At 38.2% G+C, this 26008-nt stretch carries 28 protein-coding genes; 12 read left to right on the forward strand and 16 right to left on the reverse strand.

The window, feature by feature from the left end; translation table 11 throughout:
- Position 1: 1 nt before the first annotated feature.
- A complete protein-coding gene (locus ACY2RU_RS08010) occupies positions 2-841 on the reverse strand; it encodes a T9SS type A sorting domain-containing protein (protein ID WP_490137916.1) in 840 nt (279 codons plus the stop codon).
- Positions 842-885: 44 nt separating this feature from the next.
- Here ACY2RU_RS08010 and ACY2RU_RS08015 point away from each other — a divergent pair, with 44 nt between their 5' ends.
- Positions 886-1254 carry a DUF8785 domain-containing protein gene (locus ACY2RU_RS08015; RefSeq protein ID WP_490137917.1) on the forward strand — a complete coding sequence of 123 codons (369 nt, stop codon included), beginning with the start codon at positions 886-888 and terminating at the stop codon, positions 1252-1254.
- Here ACY2RU_RS08015 and ACY2RU_RS08020 read toward each other — a convergent pair.
- From ACY2RU_RS08020 to rpmH, 8 genes are all read right to left on the reverse strand, one after another.
- Complete coding sequence (locus ACY2RU_RS08020) at positions 1251-2135, reverse strand: DUF5777 family beta-barrel protein (RefSeq protein ID WP_490137918.1); 885 nt, start codon at positions 2133-2135, stop codon at positions 1251-1253. The genes ACY2RU_RS08015 and ACY2RU_RS08020 overlap by 4 nt on opposite strands.
- Positions 2136-2143: 8 nt before the next feature.
- Positions 2144-2518, reverse strand: coding sequence for an OB-fold protein (locus ACY2RU_RS08025; RefSeq protein ID WP_490137919.1), 375 nt, complete (start codon positions 2516-2518; stop codon positions 2144-2146).
- Positions 2519-2525: 7 nt separating this feature from the next.
- Entirely contained in the window at positions 2526-3077 is a 552-nt protein-coding gene (locus tag ACY2RU_RS08030; RefSeq protein ID WP_490137920.1) for a YceI family protein, read from the reverse strand.
- Positions 3078-3086: 9 nt separating this feature from the next.
- The gene (locus ACY2RU_RS08035; protein ID WP_490137921.1) at positions 3087-3464 is read right to left on the reverse strand and encodes a hypothetical protein; all 378 of its coding nucleotides are present in this window, start codon (positions 3462-3464) and stop codon (positions 3087-3089) included.
- A 12-nt stretch (positions 3465-3476) separates the two neighbouring features.
- Positions 3477-4232 (reverse strand): T9SS type A sorting domain-containing protein, encoded by a 756-nt coding sequence (locus tag ACY2RU_RS08040; protein WP_490137922.1) that lies wholly within the window; start codon positions 4230-4232, stop codon positions 3477-3479.
- Positions 4229-4744: an ankyrin repeat domain-containing protein gene (locus ACY2RU_RS08045; protein WP_490137923.1), complete on the reverse strand. Its 516-nt coding sequence runs from the start codon at positions 4742-4744 to the stop codon at positions 4229-4231. The genes ACY2RU_RS08040 and ACY2RU_RS08045 overlap by 4 nt, the downstream gene beginning before the upstream one ends.
- A gap of 128 nt (positions 4745-4872) precedes the next feature.
- Positions 4873-7725: a carbamoyl-phosphate synthase large subunit gene (carB, locus tag ACY2RU_RS08050; RefSeq protein WP_490137924.1), complete on the reverse strand. Its 2853-nt coding sequence runs from the start codon at positions 7723-7725 to the stop codon at positions 4873-4875.
- A 103-nt stretch (positions 7726-7828) separates the two neighbouring features.
- Positions 7829-7990, reverse strand: coding sequence for a 50S ribosomal protein L34 (gene rpmH / locus ACY2RU_RS08055; RefSeq protein WP_084677430.1), 162 nt, complete (start codon positions 7988-7990; stop codon positions 7829-7831).
- 228 nt (positions 7991-8218) lie between these two features.
- Between rpmH and ACY2RU_RS08060 the strand changes: the two genes are divergently transcribed.
- The gene (locus ACY2RU_RS08060; RefSeq protein ID WP_490137925.1) at positions 8219-8788 is read left to right on the forward strand and encodes a DUF2892 domain-containing protein; all 570 of its coding nucleotides are present in this window, start codon (positions 8219-8221) and stop codon (positions 8786-8788) included.
- A gap of 142 nt (positions 8789-8930) precedes the next feature.
- On the forward strand, positions 8931-9641 hold the full coding sequence (locus ACY2RU_RS08065) for a TlpA family protein disulfide reductase (RefSeq protein ID WP_490137926.1): 711 nt from the start codon (positions 8931-8933) through the stop codon (positions 9639-9641).
- Positions 9642-9760: 119 nt separating this feature from the next.
- Here the strand turns inward: ACY2RU_RS08065 and ACY2RU_RS08070 are convergent, their stop codons facing one another.
- The 3 genes from ACY2RU_RS08070 to ACY2RU_RS08080 are packed head-to-tail and all read right to left on the reverse strand — an operon-like array spanning position 9761 to position 11829.
- Entirely contained in the window at positions 9761-10126 is a 366-nt protein-coding gene (locus ACY2RU_RS08070) for a TSUP family transporter (protein WP_490137927.1), read from the reverse strand.
- A 50-nt stretch (positions 10127-10176) separates the two neighbouring features.
- Positions 10177-11106: a lytic transglycosylase domain-containing protein gene (locus ACY2RU_RS08075; protein WP_490137928.1), complete on the reverse strand. Its 930-nt coding sequence runs from the start codon at positions 11104-11106 to the stop codon at positions 10177-10179.
- Positions 11107-11163: 57 nt separating this feature from the next.
- Positions 11164-11829, reverse strand: coding sequence for an alpha/beta fold hydrolase (locus tag ACY2RU_RS08080; protein WP_490137929.1), 666 nt, complete (start codon positions 11827-11829; stop codon positions 11164-11166).
- Positions 11830-11923: 94 nt separating this feature from the next.
- Between ACY2RU_RS08080 and ACY2RU_RS08085 the strand changes: the two genes are divergently transcribed.
- Entirely contained in the window at positions 11924-12130 is a 207-nt protein-coding gene (locus ACY2RU_RS08085) for a hypothetical protein (protein ID WP_490137930.1), read from the forward strand.
- Positions 12131-12161: 31 nt separating this feature from the next.
- Positions 12162-12461 carry a GNAT family N-acetyltransferase gene (locus tag ACY2RU_RS08090; RefSeq protein ID WP_490137931.1) on the forward strand — a complete coding sequence of 100 codons (300 nt, stop codon included), beginning with the start codon at positions 12162-12164 and terminating at the stop codon, positions 12459-12461.
- 138 nt (positions 12462-12599) lie between these two features.
- Here the strand turns inward: ACY2RU_RS08090 and mtaB are convergent, their stop codons facing one another.
- Positions 12600-13949, reverse strand: coding sequence for a tRNA (N(6)-L-threonylcarbamoyladenosine(37)-C(2))-methylthiotransferase MtaB (gene mtaB / locus ACY2RU_RS08095; protein WP_490137932.1), 1350 nt, complete (start codon positions 13947-13949; stop codon positions 12600-12602).
- Positions 13950-14198: 249 nt separating this feature from the next.
- Between mtaB and ACY2RU_RS08100 the strand changes: the two genes are divergently transcribed.
- Both ACY2RU_RS08100 and ACY2RU_RS08105 read left to right on the forward strand, forming a co-directional pair.
- Complete coding sequence (locus tag ACY2RU_RS08100; RefSeq protein WP_490138281.1) at positions 14199-15794, forward strand: ABC transporter substrate-binding protein; 1596 nt, start codon at positions 14199-14201, stop codon at positions 15792-15794.
- A 118-nt stretch (positions 15795-15912) separates the two neighbouring features.
- Positions 15913-16206, forward strand: coding sequence for a hypothetical protein (locus ACY2RU_RS08105; RefSeq protein ID WP_490137933.1), 294 nt, complete (start codon positions 15913-15915; stop codon positions 16204-16206).
- A gap of 3 nt (positions 16207-16209) precedes the next feature.
- Here the strand turns inward: ACY2RU_RS08105 and ACY2RU_RS08110 are convergent, their stop codons facing one another.
- Together ACY2RU_RS08110 and ACY2RU_RS08115 are read right to left on the reverse strand one after the other, a co-directional pair.
- Positions 16210-17388, reverse strand: a complete 1179-nt coding sequence (locus ACY2RU_RS08110; protein WP_490137934.1) for a GlmU family protein — start codon at positions 17386-17388, stop codon at positions 16210-16212.
- 143 nt (positions 17389-17531) lie between these two features.
- Positions 17532-17813 carry a type B 50S ribosomal protein L31 gene (locus ACY2RU_RS08115; RefSeq protein ID WP_490137935.1) on the reverse strand — a complete coding sequence of 94 codons (282 nt, stop codon included), beginning with the start codon at positions 17811-17813 and terminating at the stop codon, positions 17532-17534.
- A 250-nt stretch (positions 17814-18063) separates the two neighbouring features.
- On the opposite strand from ACY2RU_RS08115, the gene ACY2RU_RS08120 reads away from it, so the two are divergent.
- From ACY2RU_RS08120 to ACY2RU_RS08135, 4 genes are all read left to right on the forward strand, one after another.
- Entirely contained in the window at positions 18064-18594 is a 531-nt protein-coding gene (locus ACY2RU_RS08120) for a DUF4199 domain-containing protein (RefSeq protein WP_490137936.1), read from the forward strand.
- Positions 18595-18599: 5 nt separating this feature from the next.
- Entirely contained in the window at positions 18600-19544 is a 945-nt protein-coding gene (locus ACY2RU_RS08125; RefSeq protein WP_490137937.1) for a glycosyltransferase family 2 protein, read from the forward strand.
- 114 nt (positions 19545-19658) lie between these two features.
- A complete protein-coding gene (locus ACY2RU_RS08130) occupies positions 19659-21377 on the forward strand; it encodes a phospho-sugar mutase (RefSeq protein WP_490137938.1) in 1719 nt (572 codons plus the stop codon).
- Positions 21377-23203: an ABC transporter ATP-binding protein gene (locus ACY2RU_RS08135; protein ID WP_490137939.1), complete on the forward strand. Its 1827-nt coding sequence runs from the start codon at positions 21377-21379 to the stop codon at positions 23201-23203. Before ACY2RU_RS08130 ends, ACY2RU_RS08135 begins: the two co-directional genes overlap by 1 nt.
- 481 nt (positions 23204-23684) lie before the next feature.
- On the opposite strand, the gene ACY2RU_RS08140 is transcribed toward ACY2RU_RS08135, so the two are convergent.
- Positions 23685-24725, reverse strand: a complete 1041-nt coding sequence (locus ACY2RU_RS08140; RefSeq protein WP_490137940.1) for a WD40/YVTN/BNR-like repeat-containing protein — start codon at positions 24723-24725, stop codon at positions 23685-23687.
- Between the two features lie 72 nt (positions 24726-24797).
- Between ACY2RU_RS08140 and ACY2RU_RS08145 the strand changes: the two genes are divergently transcribed.
- A complete protein-coding gene (locus ACY2RU_RS08145; protein ID WP_490137941.1) occupies positions 24798-26006 on the forward strand; it encodes an RsmB/NOP family class I SAM-dependent RNA methyltransferase in 1209 nt (402 codons plus the stop codon).
- The last annotated feature ends 2 nt before the right edge of the window (positions 26007-26008 follow it).

A 26008-nucleotide genomic window follows, 5' to 3' on the forward strand; every position in this document is an offset into this window, starting at 1 on the left:
GTTATTGTTTGACAAATTTTCGTGTCATCACAGCGTCACCCGATTTCAGTTGGAGAAAATAGACTCCTGATGCTAATTCAGAGATAGGCAGCGATACGTTAGCTTCATTTGATGAAGTCTTAGACATACGTTTTCCGAAGATATCATAAACTGTGAATTCAGTATCAATCGCTTCCTTAAAGGTGATATTAACTTCTTCGGAAGCTGGATTGGGATATATAACTGCCAACTGTAGCGCTTGCTCCGCAATATTTAGCAATTGATCAACATATATTAGTTCTATTTCTAAGGTTCCAACAACTTGATCTCCGTCAAAGCTAAAGTTTTCATTGTGAAAAACTCTCATTTCTTGCACATCTGCCATCGTCTCCTCTACAGTTCCTGAGCCTGAAACCACTGCTAAATGCGGAAAATAGGGTTCTAAAAGCAAACCAGTCCAATCTGAGTTCGCTGGTAGTACAGCTGCGTTCTGAGAAGCGACAAGAGTCCCGTTAGCACCCACAAAGCCTATTCGGATATGAAGGTCGAAGGCATTTTGATTTCTAGTAACTACCGTAAATTCTCCAAAACAATTAATTCCACTAGGATCATCACAAGTATAATCTCCGTTATAATCAAATCCATTTACAATAGCCATAAGTCCTTCGCCACTTAAGCTACCATCGGTGATCTTTTGTAGATACATACTGCCGGGATCTCCTTGTACCGACATACCGTCTGTTGTGGCATCAACATTTAGCCAATTTTGTAAGGTACCATCTTCAAAGTCACTAAAATAAGTTTGAGCAGTACAAAAAGATGCAAAAAATAACGAAAAGAGTAGGGTATAAATAGTTTTCATAGCCAAGGTTTTGATTAAATTTAAGGATTATTAGCAATAAAATCATGAAAAAGGTTCTTTTTATTATCCTCGGAAGTCTGTTAGCGCTCTATTTACTGTACTTCGCATTTGTCTATTTTGTGCCTTATTCTGAAGGAACTCGGGCGGGCGAGCTTATAAAATTTAGCCATAAAGGTGTAATTGTAAAAACATGGGAAGGCGAGATAAGTCAAGGGATTAGCGGTGCCCAGATATTTCCTTTTTCAGTATTAGACAATGAAGAGGAAGTGATTAAAAAGATGCAAGAATATCAGGGTAACTATGTCAAACTTACCTATATTGAGCGCTTTGACACCTTCTTTTTCTGGGGAGACTCTAAGTATTTCGTCACGGACGTTTCAAAGGAGAATTCGCCGCATTTTAATAGAAACTAGAATACGCGGCTTAAGTTAAATCCGAAGAAAAAATCACCATCACTCCAATCGCCTTGGCCATTTACTATAAAGCCTTCTTCAAACATAGCTTGCGCATTGGTAAAATGCATCTGGAAAACATGGCCTCCTGTTTCTAAATCAAATCCAATAGATAGTGGGTTCTTATATACTGAATTCTCATTTCGGTTTAAATGCACACCATAATCCATATTTATACTCCAACGATTCGTTAGTTTATAGCGTCCTCCAAGACCGACGGCAAATTGATTGTTGTTCTCATCAAAAGTATTCGAGCCACCCCCAAACATGGGTACTATGCTTCGTGTAGCTACATTCTCATGGATAAAGGTTGGCGCTAGCAGTAACGAAAGATCCTCAGAAAACTTTCTTGATATTAAAATTTGCGAAGTATATGTTAGCTTATCACTAAGATCAATGTTTGGATAAATGTCCTTATCTAAACTTGTATTTATCGTAACCAAGTTATAACCTACAATTGTAACAGGAAAGCCTTCCTCCTCTTGCTGCCTTAGTCTGTATTTAATGTGCGCGCCATATTTTTTCAGAAAAGAGCTTCTCGCGATTCCCACATTTAACCATTCCTTTATTCCGTAGATAAATTTTATTTGTGTTACAGCATTATCTAATCCGAAGAAATCATCAATACCATTTTGAACAGTTCCAAATCTATGAGAAACGACAAGAAAAAGGTCTTTATGACTGGCAAGTTTAGTGGATTCGAAATTAACAACCTTTAAACCTTTGAAGGCGGCTATCACCGAATTATCTCGAACAAGCCCCTCTTCAAGTTCATCTAGCAAATCATCTTGTGCCAATAAACAAAAAGGAGTAAAGAGCATGAAAATAATGAGTTTCTTCATAGGAGTTATTAGTTAATGATGGAACATTGGTCCAATTTTACAATTTCGAATAAATCATCATAGCCTATACACCGTCCTTTTACAACAACCTCGTCCCCTACTTCTACTTCTAATGGCAAGCTTGAGAAGCTACAGTGTACCATTTCATCTAAGGTAATTCCACCTTCCTCCATCTGAGTAACGGTGCCTTTGACCATTACAGTTTGATTTAAAACCTTTGGCGTGCTTGAATCGGTAAATAGACGGACGATTCCTTCACTATCTGTTTCTAAAAAAGTAGTTTCCGTTTGAATATCGCGGTGCTCCTGATAGAGATAATGATAGCCGAAATAACTTCCAATAAGCAACAATATTAGAGCAATAAGCATTCGTTTTCTTCGCATAAGTCTATTAATTACTTAAGTTGAGTTGTGCACTAACATTTACTTCTTCGGCTACTTTGTTACGAACAATTCCGGGGATCTTTATTCCAAATGCTTCTGGTTTTAGCGTAAAATTTGCTGTTATTTGAATGATTCCGCCAGAAGACTGTTGCAGCATTATAGGAATAAGCAATTTTTGTTCTTGTCCGTGTAAATTGATCACACCTTCAAGTTCATATTCCAAGGGCGATGTACTTAACTGATCTACATCAAAATTTTTGAGTGTTCCTCGTACGATGGCTTTTGGGTATTTGGAGGATTCAATATAGTTTTCATTGAAGTGTTCCTCCATAAGAGCCACTTTAAACCTAAAACCTTTGACTAGTGCAAGGGCGGCGAATTCTGCCGTGTCGGTATTAAAAATAGCACTAACATTGGTGTTCTCTGCCTTTACTTCTTCAAAAGAAGGAACGGAAGCCTCAAAGTGAATAGTGCCTGTTTTGGTCGTGTATTTAGATTGAGCAGTGAGAAGTGAAAGACTCCCAATGCTTATCCCTAAAATTAAAATAATTCTTTTCATAGCAATTTTTTAATTTTCTATTAGACCATCATCAACCCATTGTACAATAAGATTTATTGATGTTTGCGGTAATCGTGGTCCACCCAATGGCATAAGCCCACTTTCTCCTTCGTTTCTGCTAATTCTATTTAGTAAACCTCGAGTATTTACAGCATTGACAACAGCATCAAAGGTCATCAGCGACATGGGGGCACCGTTCTGTGGCGGATTTGAATGGCAAACAATACAATTATTAACGAATATTGGCTGTACATCTTGATAGACCACAAGCTCCATTCCACCATCGTCATCCCCTTGTTGTATTCCCTCCAAATCATCTATGGTATTATTAGTACACCCAGCGAATAGGAACCCTACCAGAAAAAAACACACGAGATAAAACTTCATATAAGAATGATTCTAATTTTTAATAATCTTTTGAGATGCAAAACCATTTTCGGTTGAAACATTAACCAAATAAAGACCTGTAGATAATGCTGAAATATCAAGGATTGTACTTTTTTCTGAAATTACAGTTTGCTGAACAGCTTGTCCGAGCATTGAATACAATGTAATGGTTGCTGAACCACTATTAAAATCTGCAATAGATACGGTTACTAAATCTGATGCTGGAACTGGGAATATCTTCAAATTATTAGATAAACTTTGATCATTTACTCCCAATATAGGTTCTAAAGCCACAACAATATCATTTTTATTATTTGCTCCGTGATAACTTAAAGTATCTGTTCCATCACCATGTGCCCATACAAGTAAGATGCTCGATGCAGTATCGTCAAAAGTAAAATCTGTAGCATCAGAACCTGTAAGTGACCTGGTAACAACCAAAGTACGAACGCCACTAGCAACATCGTTAGAAACCACGGTCCAATCTTGTGTATCTGTTGTAGGAGGAGTTCCTATTCCCAAAAATTGACGATCATTAAAACCTGTTGAGTCATGTGTAATTACATCACCACCATTGGTCATAGAATCAACGCCAAATCCAAGTCCGAGCCATAAATCACTAGGCCCAATTAATGTAATAGTGACATCTGTATTGTCAATTTCGATCGTGCCGGTGTATCCTGCTGTAAAATTAATCACACCAGTTGTTACTTGAGCATTCATTGCAAATGCGAAAATTAAAGCGAATAAAGTGGTAATTTTTTTCATTGATATTGATTTAAAAGTTTGATTAGTGTTTCGTTTTGTCTCAGTATTGCGTAATCTAATGCGTTATTGCCGGTATTGTCCTTCAAATTAGTCGTTGCTCCTGCTTTTAAGAGTTTTTCTGCGATAGTATTTAACCCAAAAGTGGAACAATACAGCAAGGCTGTTTTGCCGTTAGTATCTTGTATGTTTGGATCTGCTCCATTGGCTAAGAGTAAATCAACAATTGCCTCATTATTTTTAACGGTAGCTGCCATGATAGGTGTTCCATATTTACTTTTTCCGTCGATAACCGCCCCTTTCTTGACTAAATAGGTAGTCATTTCTATATGTCCATAATAGGCCGCTAACATCAGCGGAGTATAACCTTCGGCATTTGCTTCATTTAAAATTTCCGCGGTAGACCCACACAAAGCCTCCATGGTCGCCACATCTCCTTTTCTCGCGGTTTCAAAGACATCCTGAGCCATGGTGGTCATGCTAATAATTAGAAAAATGCAGCTAAGTATTTTCATTCTATATTGTTTTCTTTTATCCTATTCTATAAATAGAACAACTCAAACACAAAAACTCCGAATTTTAGAGTAAAAAAAAATCCCTTACTTTAAAAAGTAAGGGATTTTCTCTAGAAGAAAGCTTGTAATTATTTACTCAAGTACATTTTTCGTCTTGAGTACAGATCGTAGAACTGATCGTCTTTCAAACTATCAATAAATAGGATGCTTTCACCTGTACTTTTCATTTCAGGTCCTAGCTGTTTATTCACATTTGGAAACTTATTAAAGCTAAATACTGGTTGCTTTATCGCGTACCCTTTGAGTTTTGGCTCAAATTTGAAATCGGTTACTTTCTTTTCACCAAGCATTACTTTGGTTGCATAATTTACATATGGCTCTCCATAAGCTTTGGCAATAAAAGGAACGGTTCTCGATGCTCTAGGATTAGCTTCAATAATATAAACCTTATCGTCTTTAATAGCAAATTGAACATTGATCAAACCTACTGTGTTTAGCGCTAATGCAATTTTCTTGGTGTGATCTTTTATTTGTTGCATTACAAACTCACCAAGATTAAATGGTGGTAAAGTTGCGTTTGAATCTCCAGAATGGACACCACATGGTTCAATATGTTCCATAATACCAATGATATACACATTTTCACCGTCGCAGATCGCGTCTGCTTCCGCTTCTATCGCTCCATCGAGATAATGGTCTAGCAATAGTTTATTATTCGGAATTTTCCGAAGCAGATCTACTACGTGATCTTCTAATTCTTTTTTGTTAATTACGATCTTCATTCCTTGTCCACCAAGAACATAAGAAGGTCTTATCAATAGTGGAAAATCTAGGTGATCTGCAAGCTGCAGGGCTTCTTCAGTTGTTTCAGCAACACCAAATTCAGGATATGGAATGTTGTTTTCCTGCAAAATTCTGGAAAAGCTTCCACGATCTTCTGCTAGATCTAGGGCTTCAAAACTTGTCCCCATGATCTTGATACCGTATTTCTCTAGCTTTTCAGCAAGTTTCAGAGCTGTTTGTCCACCAAGCTGTACAATAACACCCTCAGGTTTTTCATGCTGAATGATATCATAAATATGTTCCCAAAAAACAGGTTCAAAATAAAGCTTATCTGCCACATCAAAATCGGTTGAAACAGTTTCAGGATTACAATTGATCATGATAGTTTCGTACCCACATTCGGCGGCAGCAAGTACACCGTGTACACAGCAATAATCAAATTCAATACCTTGACCAATCCGATTAGGACCAGAACCAAGTACGATTATTTTTTTCTTATCGGTAACTACGCTATCGTTTTCGGCATAACGATTACCATCTGCCGTCTCCATGTCATTTTCAAAAGTTGAATAATAATATGGTGTTTCGGCTTTAAATTCGGCAGCGCAGGTATCCACTAATTTGTAAACACGCTTAATATTTAATTCCTGACGTTTTTTATGCACCTGGCTTTCAAGACATTTCAGCATATGAGCGATCTGTCTATCTCCATATCCTTTCTGTTTCGCTTCAAGGAGTAATTCTCGCGGTAAGGTATCAAGTGTAAATTTTGAGATTTCCGTTTCAAGCATGTATAATTCTTCATATTGCTTGAGATACCACATGTCAATTTTTGTGATCTCGTGGATCCTACTTAGTGGAATTCCCATTTGAATGGCATCATAAATAACAAATACGCGATCCCAACTTGCGTTCTCCAGTTTATCTAAGATCTGTTGGTAATCTGTATAGCTTTTTCCATCGGCTCCAAGACCATTTCGTTTGATCTCTAAAGACTGAGTAGCCTTGTGCAGGGCCTCCTGAAATGATCGGCCAATACCCATTACTTCTCCAACTGCCTTCATTTGCAATCCTAATGTTCTGTCTGAGCCTTCAAATTTATCGAAATTCCAACGCGGAATTTTTACAATAACATAATCTAAAGTAGGTTCAAAAAGAGCCGAAGTTGACTTCGTAATTTGATTATCCAATTCATTTAGATGATACCCAATAGCCAATTTTGTCGCGATCTTAGCAATTGGATAGCCAGTCGCTTTTGATGCAAGTGCAGATGACCGAGACACTCTAGGATTGATCTCAATAGCGATGATGTCTTCCTTTTCATCCGGACTTACAGCAAACTGTACATTACATCCCCCCGCGAAATCACCAATACTGCGCATCATATGGATTGCCATATCACGCATACGTTGGTAGGTTCTATCGCTCAATGTCATCGCAGGAGCCACGGTGATTGAATCACCTGTATGAATTCCCATGGGATCCATATTTTCGATGGCACAAATAATAACGACATTATCGTTTGAATCACGAAGTAGTTCTAATTCGTATTCTTTCCAGCCCATCATGGCCTTATCGATCATTACTTCATGGATGGGTGATATTTCTAATCCGCGGGTAAGTAATTCATCAAAATCTTCTGGCTTATGAACAATCGATGCTCCAGCTCCTCCTAAGGTATAAGACGCTCGTATCACTAATGGAAACCCAAATTCTTGTGCAATCTCCTTACCTTTTAAGTAAGAAGTTGCTGTAGCTTGAGGTGCCATAGCCACACCTATCTTTTCCATTAAAGTTCTAAACTGTTCTCTATCTTCAGTAATGTTGATCGCGTCAATATCTACTCCAATAAGTTCAACGCCAAAATCTTTCCATATTCCTTTCTCATCAGCCTCGATGGCTAAGTTAAGGGCGGTTTGGCCACCCATAGTAGGAAGTACCGCATCAATTTGTGGATGCTCCTTTAATATCTGTATAATTGATTTTGTTGTTAATGGCAGTAAATAAACATGATCTGCCATGGAAGGATCGGTCATGATGGTTGCCGGATTTGAATTGATCAAAACGGTCTCAATTCCATCTTCTCGCAACGAACGTAAAGATTGGGATCCGGAATAGTCAAATTCACATGCTTGACCAATAACAATAGGGCCTGAACCGATAATTAAAACTGATTTTATTTGCTCGTTTTTTGGCATTTCGAAGGTGCTTTTTAGAGTTCGGTAAAATTACGACGCATTGGGGTATAAAAAAAAGGTGTTGCTTATAAAACAACACCTTTTTATTTATGACTTATCAACATTATTTTTTGTGACGAGTTTCAGAAGACACAGAAAGTTTCTTTCTACCTTTTGCTCGACGAGCAGCAAGTACTTTTCTACCGTTTACAGATGCCATGCGCTCTCTAAAACCGTGTTTATTTCTTCTTTTCCTTTTCGATGGCTGAAATGTTCTTTTGCTCATTATAGTATAACTTTAATCTACTGATATATCTTAGTGCTTTTCAAACCTTTTTATAAGGTTCTTCTACCAAAGCAACATATGTATGTTTGCGTAGGCGGGTGCAAATATACAATCTTTTTTTTCGTACCCAAATGTAAAATGTAAATATTTTTCATTGTTTTTCGTACCTTTGCGCGTTCAAAACCTTAAAGCCTTGATCATGGCTTTCATCGCACATAAAACCTATACATGTTCAACAAAAATATAAAATTAGTTTTAGCCGTATTAGTTATCGCAGCAGCCGTTTGGCAATTTGTAGAAGGTAACATTGGTAATGGCATCATGTTCATCCTTCTTGCTGGAATGTTTGTACTCCTCTACTTTAAAAATGAAATGATACTGTTAGCCTTTTTACGACTTCGGAAACAAGATTTTCCTGGAGCAAAAAAATGGTTGGATCGTATTAGTAATCCCGAAGGTGCGCTTGTCAAAAAGCAACAAGGGTACTATAACTACTTAAATGGTCTTATGGTTTCACAAACCAATATGAATGAAGCCGAAAAATACTTTAAAAAAGCCGTTAGTCTTGGTTTAAGTATGGATGCCGATATGGCCATGACAAAACTCAATCTTGCAGGGATAGCAATGACCAAAAATAGAAGACGTGACGCTGAGATCTTGCTTTCGGAAGCAAAGAAGTTGGACAAACACAATATGCTCGACGATCAAATAAAAATGATGAAGCAGAATATGAAACGTGCTGGACAGCCAAAACAACAATATGGCGGTGGACGAGCAGGACGAGGTGGTAGACGCTAAATTCCTTCAATACAATCTGTTACTGACAGAATTGTCTTACTAAAATTAGTAATTCAACGATTATTTAATTAATTTGGTCGAATAGTTCAGGCTACATCGATTCTGACTACGTACTTTTGTACCATAAATTTCACAGAGGCGTATGGTAAAAAAACTACTCCTATTGATCTTATTGGTTACTTTTTCAGCTCAAGCACAAGACTTGGAGCCAAAGAACCTATTCTCTCAAGCGATTGGTAAAAGTATTAAGAAATATAATCGCCAAGCTGCAGAGGCATATGCTATGCAAGATTTTGAACGCGCCGAATTTCTTTTCGATTCTCTGGTTAACAACGTGATCAACAAAAGCTACCTTGATAATTTTAAAGTAAGAAAGCTTTCTGGCCGAAAAGTAGAACTCAATGATTTTGAAAAACCAGTCTTTTTAATGACCTATGCCTCATGGTGTACACCAGGTAAAGGAGAGATCCCTGCTCTAAATGGTATAGCCAAGGAATACTCAAAATATATTGATTTCGTAGTACTGTTCTGGGACAGCAAAAGCAAGGTTCGCAAGGCGTCTAAAGAATATAGCAAGAACATAACTATTTTGTATGTTGACGAAACGGAGAACACCCATGATCATATAGTGGAAACCATGAAGCATAGCTTAGGCTTTCCTACTTCCTTTTTTATCAATAAGGACAAAATGATCGTTGATGTGCGCCGCGGGGTATTACATCCCTATAATGAAGAATATGAGATCTCTTTCGAACTCAATTACAATGCCTTTTACAACGGGATTTCTTTGTTAAAGAACTTTTCAGACGACAAACAAAATGATTTGGTGACTCAAGATGATCCAAAACCATAACTCATAAAAACCAAAGTAACAAAAAGATCGGCCTAAGGCCGATCTTTTTGTTTAAAGCAAATTTATAAGTATTCTAAATATTAAGTTTATTTCTTATTGAGGATTTCTTCAGAAGAAAACTATTTCCCAAAAAACATCTTGATCGCGGCAATAACTAATATAACGGCAAAGATCTTTTTTAATACGTTTTGATTGATCGCGACAGCAAACTTTGAGCCTAAAAAGCCCCCTATTACAAAAAAAACAGCGATTACAAGGGCAAACTTCCAATTGATAGGATGTCCGGAAGTATGGTAGGTGTATGCGGCTACAAAAGTTACGGGAATCGCTAATACCGCCAAACTCATTCCTTGGGCTTCGTGCTGATCAAACCCAAGCAACATCATCATTAGCGGAATCATTACTACTCCGCCTCCAACACCCATAAAACCGCTAAGAATTCCTGCCAATAGACCAATGATAACTAGCGATAATATTAATGTCATGTTCATAGAATTGTCTGGTTTCAAAAGGATACTAATTATAGGGTAGTTCTTTATTGTCCAGTTGAGTAAAAGCCTGTTTCTGGGATCTCAATATAGTACTGTTTTCCAGAGGCATTTCTTAAATATGTATCTCGTAGCCACGGATTGTGAATTTTTAAGATCTTATAATTGATCCCAAATCGCTTAGCAAACTGAGCAAAATCGGTGACCGCAGTATCAACTAAAACTTTATTGGTTGGCACGGCAGTATAGAGGTCTTTATCTCTATAATTAAAACCATATTTCTTCGGATTATTTAAGATCTCCTTAAATGCAAGTATTCTAAATACATATCTGCTGGTCTCGCTATTAAGCAACAGATCGTAATAATCATCAACATCCTGGCGCTCCATTTGTTTACTTACACCTGCATTTCCGGCATTGTAAGCCGCACAAGCCGCAGTCCAACTACCAAAACGAGATTTTGATTTTATTAAATACTCAGCCGCAACTTCGGTTGCCTTCTCTAAGTGGTAGCGTTCATCTACATATTCATTGATCTCTAAGCCGTATTCCTTACCCGTACTTTTAAGAAATTGCCAAAATCCGGCAGCACCGGCTGGCGATTGTACATTGTCTAATCCGCTTTCAGCAACCGCTAAATATTTAAAATCGTCTGGCAAACCATGCTTGGCAAGTAAAGGTTCAATGATCGGAAAATATTTATTCGCTCGTTTGATCATGATGAGCATATTAGACTGCCAATAAGTATTTACCAACAACTCACGATCCATACGCTCGCGTATGTCTGGATTATTTAAGGGCACAGGTTCTCCCGCAAACTCCATATAATCTGGTAGTTGCAAGGCATAAACGTTGTAATCATTAATCAACTTCTTCTCTAAAGTTTCGTCGGTTGGCGGCTCTTGAACGGCATAGGTACAAAGCGCTCCAACTGCTATAAGTATAGTCAGCAGACCGATTTTTGAAAGTAAAGACATATCCTCTATTTTTTTTTAAAGATAAAAATTAAGTAGCCTGCTCAAAAGGAAATATCATTAATTATTTTCAATGATATCTATCAATTTATCTGAGATCTGACGCGCCTTATTGAGGATCATTACATGAGTCCCTCCTTCAATGCAGATAAAATTGCTGATATTTTTGGAAGGAAGTACCACATCTCCGTCTCCATGTATATGCACCACTTGCTCTAAAGGTTCTTCTCGTTGCCAACAAACCATATTTTCAATAGCCCAATCGAGATATTGCTTATTCCGAACATGCAGATATTCGTTGTAGATCGCCAAGCGCTTTCGCGAACGAGGCCCTACAGCATAATTAGTAAGATCTTGAGCACTCAAAATTAAACCCGTAGGCACCAATCTATGAAGCCTTGTTTTACGGGTAAGTTTTAACCGAGCAGGTAACTCAGCCTTGCTTTTAATACTTGAAATAATGATCAGTTTCCGAAGTGATAAAAATAAACTCATCTCTTGCGCCACAACACCTCCAAATGATATTCCAACCAAGATGGCATCTGTTTCAATTATCCGTGCGGCCATTCGCTGGGCGTAGGACTCCATAGGTTCTTTCTTTTCCGGAATAAGCCATTCCAATATATGAACCTCATATCGATCCCTTGGAAGATCAATGTTTTTAAAGATTTCCTTTCCCGCCGCTAAGCCCGGAATAAAATAAATTGCTGTTTTTTTATTGTGCATATTGCTTTGTAAGCCGATTTAATGGGTTACAACAAAGATATTTCGTAAATTTACATAACCTGTGAGAAAAAACGCTCAAGAATTGAGCATTCTTATGAAAAACATCCTACATGTTATCGCTTCAAAACCCGCTTTTTGCAACGATAATGACAAGAAAACTAACCAAGAAAACCAACGTAGCTATATTTTCGTAATTAACGGCACTGTACTTGCTGATAACGAGGCACTTGACAGTACAATTCAAACTTTGAAAACACATTTTGTTAAAAGTTTGAAAAATAACGAGTTACAGCGGTTTTAATGAAAAACTAATTGAATCAAAACAATTCCCTATGATTGAAGATGTAGAAATAACCGATAACGAATTCTTAAGACAATTCGAGCTGGAAGTGGGCGACAACATGGCCCGCATTGAATACGCGCTTCAAGACCGCAAAATCTTCTTGACCAAATATGAGATGTGCGAAGAAATGGAAGAACAAGGCTTCCGTGAAATTTTTATAAAAGCTGTATTTGAAGAGGTCAAGAACAGAAATATAAGTCTCGTCCCCACCAGTCCCGAAATTGCTGGTTTCCTTCGTAAAAATCGCAGAAAATACAAATCGTTACTTCCTGTAGGTATTAATATTTAGTTGGGCATGCCCCTACTCGCACATTGTAATCCAATGTACGAGTAGGGTCGCGCTTTCGGCAGTCGCTTTACACTTTTAGCGTAAGAGCTCCAACAAAGCCTCAATCGCTCATGCAAATTCGGCTACAACAAATTTAGCTTACGCAAATACAGGACGCTGTACAAAATCAAAACGTACAGAACCGTCTTCATCAATTTTACTGAGCTCAACCTGATGTAAAGTATTAACTAAGCCTGGGTTCCATGGAGTTTTCACCTTGACATAGTTTTCAGTAAACCCATGAATATATCCTTCTTTGTTCTCGCCTTCAAACAAAACACTTTGAACACTACCTAATTGCGCTTCATAAAAAGCGCGCCTTTTTTTAACCGATAATCCGCGTAGCATCTTACTGCGTTTAGCCCGAACCTTCTTCGCTACAACACCGTCCATGGCAGCAGCAGCGGTATTTTCTCTTTCCGAATATGTAAAGACATGCAAATACGAAATATCGAGTTCATTTAAAAAGTGATAGGTATCCAAAAAGCATTCTTCGGTTTCCCCGGGAAATCCTACGATTACATCAACACCTATACAGGCATGAGGCATAACTTCCCTAATTCTCGCAACCCGTTCAACATAAAGCTCACGCATATAACGACGACGCATTAGCTTTAAGATCTTATTGCTTCCACTTTGCAACGGAATATGGAAATGAGGCACAAACGTACGTGAATTCGCTACAAAATCGATTGTTTCATTCTTTAACAAATTGGGCTCAATCGATGAAATTCGCAGGCGTTCAATGCCTTTAACCTCGTCAAGGGCTTCGCAAAGTTCAAAAAATGTGTGCTTGTGTTTTTTATTCCCGAATTCTCCCTTTCCGTAGTCACCAATATTAACTCCAGTAAGAACGATCTCTTTAATTCCCTTTGCAGAAATTTCCGAAGCATTTTGCAACACATTCTCTAAAGCATCGCTTCTTGAAATACCACGCGCTAAAGGAATGGTACAATAGGTACATTTATAATCACAACCATCCTGAACTTTAAGAAAAGCCCGGGTGCGATCGCCAAAAGAATAAGAACCCACATAGAAATCGGCTTCCTCAATTTCACAAGAATGGATCTCAGCACCATTTGTTATTTTTTCTGGATGCGCCAAAAGGTCGTTAATGTAGGCTGTGATATTAAATTTTTCGGTAGCTCCTAAGACCAGATCTACGCCCTCAACATCAGCCAATTCATTCGGTTTTAATTGTGCATAACACCCAATAGCGGCAACAAAGGCATCCGGATTGGTCTTTTGCGCTTTTTTTACGATACTTTTAAATCGCTTATCAGCGTTTTCGGTTACACTGCAGGTATTGATCACATAAACATCAGCCTTTTCGGTAAAATCTACACGCTCAAATCCTTCCGAAGAAAACCCACGCGCGATCGTAGAGGTCTCACTGAAATTGAGTTTGCAACCTAAGGTGTAAAATGCGACTTTCTTGTTGTTTGACATATACTTTTGATGGTTTGCAAAGATAAGAAGTTATTTTGAAGAGTGAGACGGTTACTTGTTGGATGCTGGGTGTTGGGTGTTATTGTAATAATTGCCGTATCTTTATTCTATGAACTCTATACTAACTTTAATTTATTGATGAATATGACAATAGCGCTTAGACACACCTTAAAAAACAACTAAATTATCTTGTTCTCTTCAACTAGCACCCAGTTCCCAACACCCAGCATTAAAATCTATTTGCTCCTCATCATTATCTTAGGAGTAACGTTCTGTGTATCCTGTAGCGACAGTAAAGACTCCTCAAGAAACCACCTCGTCTTCCGCTACAACGAGCATAGCAATATCGCTTCTTTAGATCCTGCCTTTGCCCGAAATCCGCAGACGATCTGGCCAAGTAATCAGTTATTTAACGGCCTTGTACAATTAGACGATTCACTCAATGTACAACCAGATATTGCAAAATCATGGACGGTAAACGACTCGACAAACACGTATACCTTTTATCTTCGGAATGATGTATTTTTTCATAAAAGCGAAGTATTCTTAGCTGATTTCCCAAGCGATTCAACACGACAGGTTGTAGCCCAGGATTTTGTCTATAGTTTTGACAGACTTACTTCAGATGCGCTCGCCTCTCCTGGAAGTTGGGTTCTACAGAACGTACATAGCTATCATGCCGAAAATGATTCTACTTTGGTTGTACAACTCAAACAGGCCTTCCCTGCTTTTATTGGGCTCCTTTCTATGCGCTACTGTTCGGTGGTACCTAAAGAGGCTATTGATCGCTACGGAAATAAATTCCGCAGAAACCCCGTGGGCACCGGCCCCTTTCAGTTTAAATTCTGGGAAGAAAACGTCAAACTCGTCCTTAGAAAAAATCCGATTTATTTTGAAAAGGATGATCAAGGGAATCAACTACCCTATTTGGAAGCTGTTTCAATTACTTTTTTACCCGACAAGCAAAGTGAATTTTTACAGTTTGCTCAAGGTAAAATCGATTTTATTTCTGGTTTAGACAATTCCTATAAAGATGAGATCATTACAACCACAGGAATATTGCAACCCGCATACAAAGACAAGGTCACTCTTTTAAGCACTCCATATCTTAACACCGAATACCTGGGGTTTTTCTTAGGCACGAAAACTTCAGAAATCAATTCAAAAGCACTCCGGCAAGCAGTAAATTATGGCTTCGATCGCGTAAAAATGGTGAAATATCTTAGAAATGGTATGGGAATTCCCGCCGTACACGGTTTTATTCCAAAAGGACTCCCAGGTTTTGATGCCATTGAAGGATATCATTATGATCCCGAAAAGGCGCGCATCTTAATTGAACAATACAAAGAGGAAACTGGCGACACACAACCCGAGATCGTGATCGGCACAAATAGTCAGTATCTGGATATTTGCGAATATATTCAGCGCGAACTTGAAAAATTAGGCATACAAGTCACAATCGATGTGGTGCCTCCTTCTACGCTACGACAAATGAAATCAAGTGGCGAGCTGGATGTCTTTAGAGCAAGTTGGGTAGCAGACTATCCCGATGCCGAAAACTATCTTTCCTTGTTTTACAGCAACAACTTTACGCCAAATGGCCCCAATTACACCCATTATAAAAATAAAACTTTTGATAGCCTTTATGTGGCTTCTCAGCAAATTTCAGCAATTGAGCAAAGAAAAAAGCTCTATACCCAAATGGATAGCATCGTGATCGCAGATGCACCAGTGGTTCCGCTATATTATGATATGGCAGTTCGTTTTGTAAGTAATAAAGTAAGCGGCTTAGGTATTAATCCGCAAAACTTCCTTATTTTAAAACACGTTAAAAAAACAGAGTAATTGGTTAAAAAAATGCTTTTTTTAAGGAGAATTGAGCCTTTTTTGTGCATTTTGACCTAAAAACAGCAAAATATTGTAACATTTCTATCTTCTACTGCGTACAATATAGAAAGAGAATATGAAGTATAAAAGTACAGGCACACGACAAGGGCATAAAATTTTCGTTCGAAAGCGAGAGACAGCCTTTGATGCGCCCTTGGGTCAAACCCAAAGTACTTTTGGCACTTTTGAAGATCATATTGAAATGAAGACTTGGCAATATGCTGCCTTTCAGAAGGAACAATTCTCAAAGAAGAGAAAAGAGAAACGTAAAAGACGTATTGTTCTAGTTTTATCGCTAATTATTGCAATAACCTTTATCGCTTTTTTACCATTGATCTTACGATATATTATTGATTCAACAGTTGCCTAACTTCTAGTAGCCCTTTCGCCATTTTGCAGTTTCCTCAAACACATGCTCTAGAATTCGAACATCGGTTTGTGTAAAATCGATTCCGCGTCGGCTCATCACAACAGTGGCAACCTCAAAGGCCTTATCGGTTTTATAGGTTGTCATACCTGCGCTTCCACCCCAGCTAAAACTTGGAACAAAATTACGTGGAAATCCGCTTCCGAAGATATTCGCACTCACACCAACCACAGTTCCCGTGTTAAACATAGTGTTAATTCCACATTTACTGTGATCGCCCATCATGAGACCACAAAATTGTAATCCGGTACGCGCAAACCCCTCGGTTTCATAATCCCAAAGCCGCACTTCAGCATAATTATTTTTAAGATTCGAATTATTTGTGTCAGCCCCAAGGTTACACCATTCTCCGATGACAGAGTTTCCTAAAAAGCCATCGTGCCCTTTATTTGAATATCCAAAAATCACGGAGTTATTGACCTCACCTCCTACTTTACTATGCGGACCAACAGTGGTAGCGCCATAGATCTTGGCTCCCATTTTAAGTGTTGCGTGATCGCATAACGCAAAGGGCCCGCGTACCATACAGCCTTCCATGATCTCGGCATCTTTTCCTATATAGATAGGTCCGTTTTCAGCATTTAAAGAACATAAGGGTAGTTTTGCACCTTCTTCAATAAAGATCTGCGCGCTATTAAAGGCTACGGTAGTTTCAGGAATTGGCTCAGAAGTTCTTCCTTTGGTCAGCAATTCAAAATCACGCGCGATTGCCATGTCATTTTTTGAAAAAATGTCCCATGTATGTTCAATTCTTATAACATCATCATAAGTATACTGAATAACTTCATAGGTATCAAAATCTACTTCTTGCTCGTCTTCGGTAAAAAACGCAAGCGGCTCATCATCATAAAAAATAGCCTGATTTGGTGAGAGTCCTTTTATAAGATTCGTTAAATTTTCCGAAGGTAAAAAAGAAGCGTTGATCAAGACATTTTGCTCAATTTCAACCATCGGATACTTTTCAGTAAGATATTCTTCGGTAATTGTAGTTGTAGTAAACCCCAAATGTTTTTCCCATTTCTCACGAATGGTCAGGATCCCTACGCGGATATCGGCAACAGCACGCGTATAGGTAAATGGTAATAATTGATCGCGAACAACGCCGTCAAAAAGAATATAGTTCATAAAAAGGTATTTAGATGTGAGACGCTGCCAATGCATCGCAGCATTTTACAAAAGTAAATATACTAAAGATGCCTTAGAAAAAAATTTGGCACTAAAAAAGCCTTCGATTTCTCGAAGGCTTTCTATATATCTAATACGAAAGACTATTCTTCTTCCTGAACTGCAGCAGCAGCAGGCTTCTTGAATTTTGCGTATTTGTTCTTAAACTTATCAATACGACCAGCAGTATCGATCAATTTCGATTTACCAGTGTAGAAAGGGTGTGATGTTCTAGAAATTTCCAACTTCACTAAAGGATATTCAACACCATCTACTTCTAGGGTCTCTTTTGTGTTGGCAGTTGATTTTGACAAAAACACCTCTTCATTTGACATGTCTTTGAATGCAACTAATCTATAATTTTCAGGGTGGATACCTTGTTTCATTTTCTTGCTCTTTTAAAATATTCTTTCCCGACCTTTCCGGAAACGAGAGTGCAAATTTAAGCATTATTGGTAAATCTACAATATTTTTTAATTTATTTTTTCTGAAATAAAGCACATCTAAGATCTGCTAACCAAATTTGAGACATTGTGTTATGATTTCCGAAGAAATCTTCTGTAACATTTCACTACATTTGTTTACTAACTAGCCGAACCATTCCGTAGCTAATTCGGAACCAAAAATTTAAAAAACATGGAAACTCAACAAGCATCACTTAAAAAAATCGCTATTAATTATGGCCTTATGCTATCATTGATCACCATTGCAGTATCTGTAATCGTATATGTTATGGGTATGACCTACGATCAACCTTGGTGGCAAAGTGCAATTAATTTTATTGCCATGACGGCTATTATTGTATATGCTATAAAGGCATTTAAAGCTGACAACGGCGGATTTCTATCTTTAGGCGAGGCATTAAAGGTAGGTTTAGCTATCGCACTTGTTGCGGGGCTTATAGGCTCAGTTTTTACGTATATTTTTGTAGAATTCATTGAACCAAATTTTGTAGAAAACATGCTTATAGTTACCCAAGAACGCATGATCGAGCAAAACCCTAGCATGACCGAAGAACAAATGGATATGGCAATGGGAATGACAGAAAAAATGTTAAGTCCAACAATCATGATCGCTATTGGTATTATTGCTTCTCTGTTTTTTGGCTTTATTATTTCGCTTATCGCAGGGCTGATCATGAAACAACCTAGACCTGTTCATCAATAGACAATATGAATCTCTCTATAGTCATTCCACTTCTTAACGAAGAAGAATCTTTGACCGAATTACACCATTGGATTGCACAAGTTATGCAGTCCAATGGTTTTTTGTATGAAATTATTTTTATTGACGACGGAAGTACAGATACGTCTTGGGAACATATTAAGACGCTATCTAACAAACATCCCGAGGTAAAAGCAATTCGGTTTTTAAAGAACTTTGGAAAATCGCAAGCGCTGCATGCAGGCTTTGCCATGGCAAAAGGCGAAGTGGTTATCACTATGGATGCAGATCTTCAAGACAACCCCGAAGAGATACCAGAGCTTTATAAAATGATCTCCGAAGAAGGCTTTCAGCTCGTTTCAGGATGGAAAAAGAAACGCTATGATTCTGTGATCTTTAAGAACATGCCGTCTAAACTCTTCAATTTGGCCGCCCGAAAGACTTCTGGCGTAAAATTACACGATTTTAATTGCGGACTCAAAGCCTACAAAAACGAAGTGGTCAAAACCATCGAGGTTACTGGCGAAATGCATCGCTATATTCCTGTTCTTGCAAAAAATGCCGGTTTTAACAAGATTGGCGAAAAAATAGTATTACATCAAGCACGAAAATACGGAACGACCAAATTTGGCGCCGAGCGCTTTATAAGAGGCTTTTTAGATCTTATTACCATATCTTTTCTGTCAAAATTTGGCAAAAGACCCATGCATTTATTTGGAGCATTGGGCGCAATCACTTTGTTTATTGGATTTTGTTTTGCGCTTTACCTAGGTATAGACAAGTTGTTTATTAATCCTGAAGGAAGATTGATCACCGAGCGTCCCGAATTCTTTTTGGCACTTACAGCCATGATCTTAGGAACACAGCTTTTTCTCGCCGGATTTTTAGGGGAACTCTTCCTAAGGAGTAAAAAAACCGGACAAAACTATATAGTTAAAGAAACAATCGGATAATAACTTCTTGAAAAAGAGTCATTCTTTGTTGTTTCTTGCTAATTGACAATTGCCTATTGATTCCCTTCTCTATCCTTTCCTAAAATCTTATTTTTGCTGAATAATTTGTAATTCATGATTTACATAGATCCAAAAGTTTTAGAACGCGTTAACCAATGGCTTACCCCAGTTTTTGACGAGATCACCCAACAAGAGATCAAAGAAATGATTGCTAGCGATCCTGAAGGACTTGAAGATAGTTTTTATAAGAACTTAGCCTTCGGAACGGGTGGAATGCGTGGTGTTATGGGCGTTGGCGATAACCGTATCAATAAATATACCCTCGGAAAGAACACCCAGGGAATTTCAAATTATCTACATAAAGAATTTCCCAATCAACCCATAAAAGTAGCGATAGCTTACGACTGTAGACACAACAGTAAAGAATTGGCCAATGTGGTAGCCGATGTCTTTTCAGCAAATAATATTGAAGTTTTTCTTTTTTCTGAATTACGACCGACCCCCGAACTGTCTTTCGCGGTAAAACATTTAGGATGTCAATGCGGTATAGTACTTACAGCATCCCACAATCCGCCTGAGTATAACGGCTATAAGGTGTATTGGGAAGACGGCGGGCAACTTGTACCACCACAGGATGGCGAGATCATTGCAGCGATCAATGCGCTTCAATATGGCGAGATTAAATTTGAAGCAAATAATGAATTGATCACCTTAATTGATTCTGAAGTCGATAAAGCCTTTGCCAAAGCATCTGTTCAAAACGGAAGTTTTAATACCCCGCAAAGCGCTAAAGATGATCTAAAGATCGTATTTACCTCTTTGCATGGCACATCTATTACTATGATCCCGAAGGTACTTGAAATGGCTGGCTATACTAATGTTTCAGTTGTTGCAGAACAAGCTGAACCAGATGGAGATTTTCCAACCGTAGCTTCACCAAATCCGGAAGAACCAGAAGCGCTTTCCATGGCAATCGCCTTAGCCGAAAAGCAGGGAGCTGATATTGTTATTGGAACCGATCCCGATTGTGACCGTTTGGGAATTGCCGTTCGTGATTCCAATAATAAAATGATCATTTTAAATGGGAATCAGGCAATGGTCCTGAAAACGCATTTCTTACTCGAACAATACAAGCAAGCTGGGAAACTAAATGGTAAACAGTTTATAGCGTCAACGATTGTTTCTACACCTTTGATGCGAAAAATTGCAGCAGCATATAATGTAAAATATATGGAAGGCCTCACAGGCTTTAAGTGGATCGCCAAAATGGTAAAAGACTTTCCGGAACTTGAGTTTATTGGAGGTGGAGAAGAAAGCTTCGGATTTATGGTTGGCGACTTTGTACGCGATAAAGACGCGGTGACCGCTACCCTATTGGCATGTGAAATGGCCGCTCAGAAAAAAGCGGCGGGAAGCAGTCTTTATAACTATTTACAAGAAATTTTTAAAACCTACGGAAGCTACCAAGAACACCTTATTTCTATTGTAAAGAAAGGAAAAAAAGGTGCTGAAGAGATCACTAAAATGATGAAAGATCTTCGGGAAAAACCCTTTACTACCATTGCAGGATCGCGCGTGGTCTCTATTGAAGATTACGCGAGTAGCGAAAGACGCAATATGATTAAAGGTACTTCGGAAGCGATTGACATTCCGAAATCAAATGTACTCATCTATTATACAGAAGATGGTTCTAAAGTCGCAGCCCGTCCTAGCGGAACCGAACCCAAGATCAAATTTTATATCAGCGTTCAAACCTCTGAAGTAGCCGAAGGCACTTCCGAAGTACTTCAGAAAAAAATAGCCGATATTCGTACTGAATTAAATAATCGTTAGTGGAATACATTAAAAAAATATATAAATATGTGGTGCCGTACAAGCGGTTCGCCATAGGAAACATTGTTTCAAATATCTTTTACGCTTTGTTTGGAAGTTTAGCATTTGTGTCGTTGATGCCCATGCTTAAAGTACTTTTTGACGATAAAAAAGAAGTATACAGTATGCCTACATACGAAGGCATCATGCATATTGGAGATTATCTTGAGCAGTATATCAACTTCTATATCACCGAAAAAATTGCGGCGATCGGTGAGATGAATACGCTCATGATCATGATCGTATTGGTGATTTCTACCTTTTTGCTGAAAAATTTCTTTGGTTATTTAGGTATGTGGTTTATTACCTTTCTTCGGAATGGCGTTTTGGAAGATATTCGCAACGACCTCTACCACAAAACGGTTGATCTCCCTGTTTCTTTTTATTCTGAAAAGCGCAAGGGTGATACCATTTCGCGTATTACGAGTGATGTTCAAGTGGTACAATCATCTTTTTTATCGATTCTTGAATTAGTAGTTCGCGAACCATTGACCATCATTTTTACCATTATTATTATGGTAATCCTAAGTCCGAAACTCACCATTTTCGTCTTTATCTTTATTCCGATCTCAGGATTTATCATCTCTAGAATTGGTAAAAATTTAAAGAAGAAAAGTGATCGGGTACAACGTGAACAAGGATTCTTTCTATCGATTCTCGAAGAAACGCTTGGCGGACTAAAAATCATTAAAGGTTTTAATGCTGAAAAAAGGTTTGATGATAAATTTCAGGAATCAACACGTCGATATTACAAATACTCAAATAGCTTATTGAATCGTCAAAATCTAGCATCTCCGGTAAGTGAATTTTTAGGAATTGTTGTGATCGCTATTCTTTTATGGTTTGGCGGACGCATGGTACTTGTTGAAGGCACCTTAGACCCTGCTGCGTTTATTGCCTATATGGGATTGGCCTACAACATCTTAACTCCAGCCAAAGCGATCAGCAAGGCGAGTTATGGTGTAAAAAAAGGAAATGCAGCTGCCGCACGAATTCTCGAGATCCTAGAAACGGAATCGGCCATTAAAGATGCGCCTAACGCTAAGGTAAAACAAGGATTTACGTCACAGGTTTCTTTAGAGAACATTTCGTTTAAATACGAAGATGAATATGTCTTAAAAAACTTCTCACTACAAGTGCCAAAAGGCCATACGGTCGCTTTAGTAGGACAAAGTGGTAGCGGAAAAAGCACCATTGCTAACTTGGTGACTCGTTTTTACGATGTAAATGAAGGTGCTATAAAAATTGACGGTGAGAATATTAAAGACATTACCCAACGCTCACTTCGTGACCTTTTAGGATTAGTGACTCAAGACTCTATACTTTTTAATGACACCATAAAGGATAACTTACTAGTAGCAAAGCAAGATGCTACGGAAGAAGAGATCATTGACGCATTAAAAATTGCGAATGCCTGGGAATTTGTAAAGGACTTACCTCTTGGTATTCAAACGAATATTGGCGATAGTGGTAATAAATTAAGCGGCGGACAAAAACAACGTCTCAGTATTGCACGTGCTGTACTGAAGAATCCTCCTATTATGATCCTCGATGAGGCCACTTCTGCCCTTGACACAGAAAGCGAGCGTTTGGTTCAAGATGCTTTAGAGAATATGATGAAAAACAGAACTTCTATTGTTATAGCGCACCGTTTATCTACTATTCAAAGTGCCGACAATATCGTGGTACTCTCAAAAGGCGAGATCGTCGAGCAAGGAAAGCATGATGAATTGATGGCAAAGGAAGGTGTTTATCACAGTCTTGTTGCTATGCAGTCACTCTCATAAACAACATCTTCAAGAGAAAAAATCTTGTAACTATTTATATTTCAAGGAATTATTTAAACAAAAAAAAAGAGCGATTTGGGGCTTCGCTCTTTTTGTTTTTTTTGCTAGCATCTTTGGGGCTGATGCTAACAAAGCACATAAGTATTTCAATATGGTGTAAATATAGAATGGTTTTTTTAATTCACAAAGAAAAAATACACTTTATCTTAATTTAAATACACTTTATCGGACATTCCCCTATTAAATGTTAATGAATTTCCTACAATAATTTGATTAATTCGATTAGCGATATTATAGAATGAAAAAACGGGTCAGCCCCCGCTAAGACCCGTTTTTAGGTTGTTTTTATTACGCTTGGGGCTAATAATAAAAACTATACATAAGAAGTATACCCCAAATGTAGGGTAAAAATTCCTACAAAAAAAATAATATTGTCATTTATCCTTAAAATTTGCTTTTTGTCGGTTTTTTTAGAGAAAAACTACTGGAATAGAAGTCTAGAAATTTTGTTGCGTCCACTTGCAAAGGCTATCGAATCGTTTACAAAAGACAAGGCGTAAAAACCTTCAGATGATAATTCGGTCCAAGTGTCGCCTTGATCTGCACTATAAGAAATTCCAGGTGATCCTACAGCTACAAGTCCGTTGCCATTTGTACCAGGCACAAACGCAACCGCAGATCGGTATCCAGGACCAGAACCGTTGCTTAGAAGTTTCCATGTTTTACCCCCGTCATGTGTAATGGCCTTATTTCCTTCATTAAAATCTTTTTTATCCCAGTTACCTCCAAAAATTACGCCTGTATGCTCGTCAAAAAAAGTAATGCTATAAATACCGGTCATTGCTTTACCTTGTACTATAGGTGTATTAAAGACTTCCCAGGTCTTCCCACGATCGGTAGAGTGAAAAATACGTGCTCGCTTCCCTCCCGATGCGATCCAAACATGATCATTTACAATGGCAATATTTGTATTGCTTGCAGCAAATGCAGCTTCTTGATCTTCTGTTTTGGGTAAATTTGTACATGGAATTTTCTTCCAGTTGTTTCCTCCATCTCTGGTGATTATTATAGACAGGCAGTCTTCAGTGGGATCGCCCATGGCAATACCTTCATTATCATCCCAAAAAGCCATAGCATCATAAAACACCTTCTCCCCTTTTTCAACATATACCTCCTCAATGGCAGACGCTTCGTTCTTGTCGACACTTATTTTATATAAAACACCGGGATTTCCAATACTCAAAACAAAAACAGCGTTTGGTCGGACAGCTATAGAGCGAAACTGCAACAAGGAGTCTCCGTATTTAATATTAGCAAGCTTTGGTATTTTACCGTCAATAAATCCAACCCTACCTTTGTTAGCCGCAAACCAAACTTGATCTTCAGAAATAGGTGCAATAGCACGAATGCTTAGACTGTCTTGAAAAACAGGAGTGATCGTCACCTTTGAAAATGAATCTGATTTTTCCGAAGTACACGAAAAAACTAGCGAACTGATTAAAACAAATAAAATAATGCGCATCTAGAATTTTTAACCAAAAGTAACTAAAATACTAGTGCTTATTATAATACCTTTGCAGGCAATTAAGATAAAATGAAGTTACACAGAAATTTAGTATTTGCTACCATTGATTCCCTTGATATGATCTTCAATGAGGGCAAACAAGCTGATAAGGTACTGCGAGGTACTATTAAGAGAGATAAACGTTGGGGTGCACGCGATCGTGGTTTTATTGCTGAAACCACTTATGACATTGTACGTTGGAAGCGTCTTTATGCCGAAATTGCCGAAGTAAAGGAACCTTTTTCACGGCCCAATTTATTTCGTCTATTTACCGTTTGGGCTACGCTTCGCGGAATTAAACTTCCAGATTGGAAGCAACTCGAAGAAACACCTACACGCCGTATCAAAGGAAGGTTTGACGAACTTTCAAAGGATCGAAAAATTCGTGAATCCATTCCAGATTGGTTGGATGAATTAGGACAGAAAGAATTGGGAAAACGATGGGAGAAAGAACTTGCTGCGCTGAACCAACAGGCCGATGTTGTGCTTCGTTTGAATCCGTTAAAAGCCGAGATGCAAGCCCTTCAAAATGAGTTATTTGATCAAGACATAGAAACCGAAAGAATTAAAGGCTATCCGCATGCCCTTAAATTAAAGGAACGCGCCAACGTTTTTGTTACAGACCAATTTAAAAATGGTTGGTTTGAAGTTCAGGATGCTTCTTCTCAAAGAGTAGCTGCAGTCTTAGACCCGAAGCCCGGAATGCGTATTGTTGATGCCTGTGCAGGTGCTGGAGGAAAGAGCCTTCACATTGCCTCTTTGATGGAAAACAAAGGTCAGGTGGTCTCTATGGACATTTACGAAAAGAAACTCGTTGAATTAAAACGCCGTGCCCGTAGAAACGGTATTCATAATATTGAAACGCGGGTAATAGAATCAAGCAAGTCTATCAAAAAATTATTAGGAAAAGCAGACAAAGTACTTATTGACGCTCCTTGTAGTGGTTTAGGTGTTTTAAGACGAAATCCAGACACCAAATGGAAGTTGACGCCAGAGGCTTTAGAGAATATTAAAAAAACTCAAAAAGAAATTCTTGAATCGTACTCTCGTATGGTTAAGGACGGTGGTCAACTTGTTTATGCTACCTGTTCAATATTACCTTCTGAAAACACAGAGCAGGTTGCTAGTTTTCTTGCTTCGGAAGCAGGAAGTGATTTTACCCTTGAAAAAGAACATAAAATTTTTGTGAGCGAATCTGGTTATGACGGATTCTATATTGCGCTCCTACAGAAAAAATAGAA

The organism is Ulvibacter sp. 2305UL32-6 (assembly GCF_058148545.1).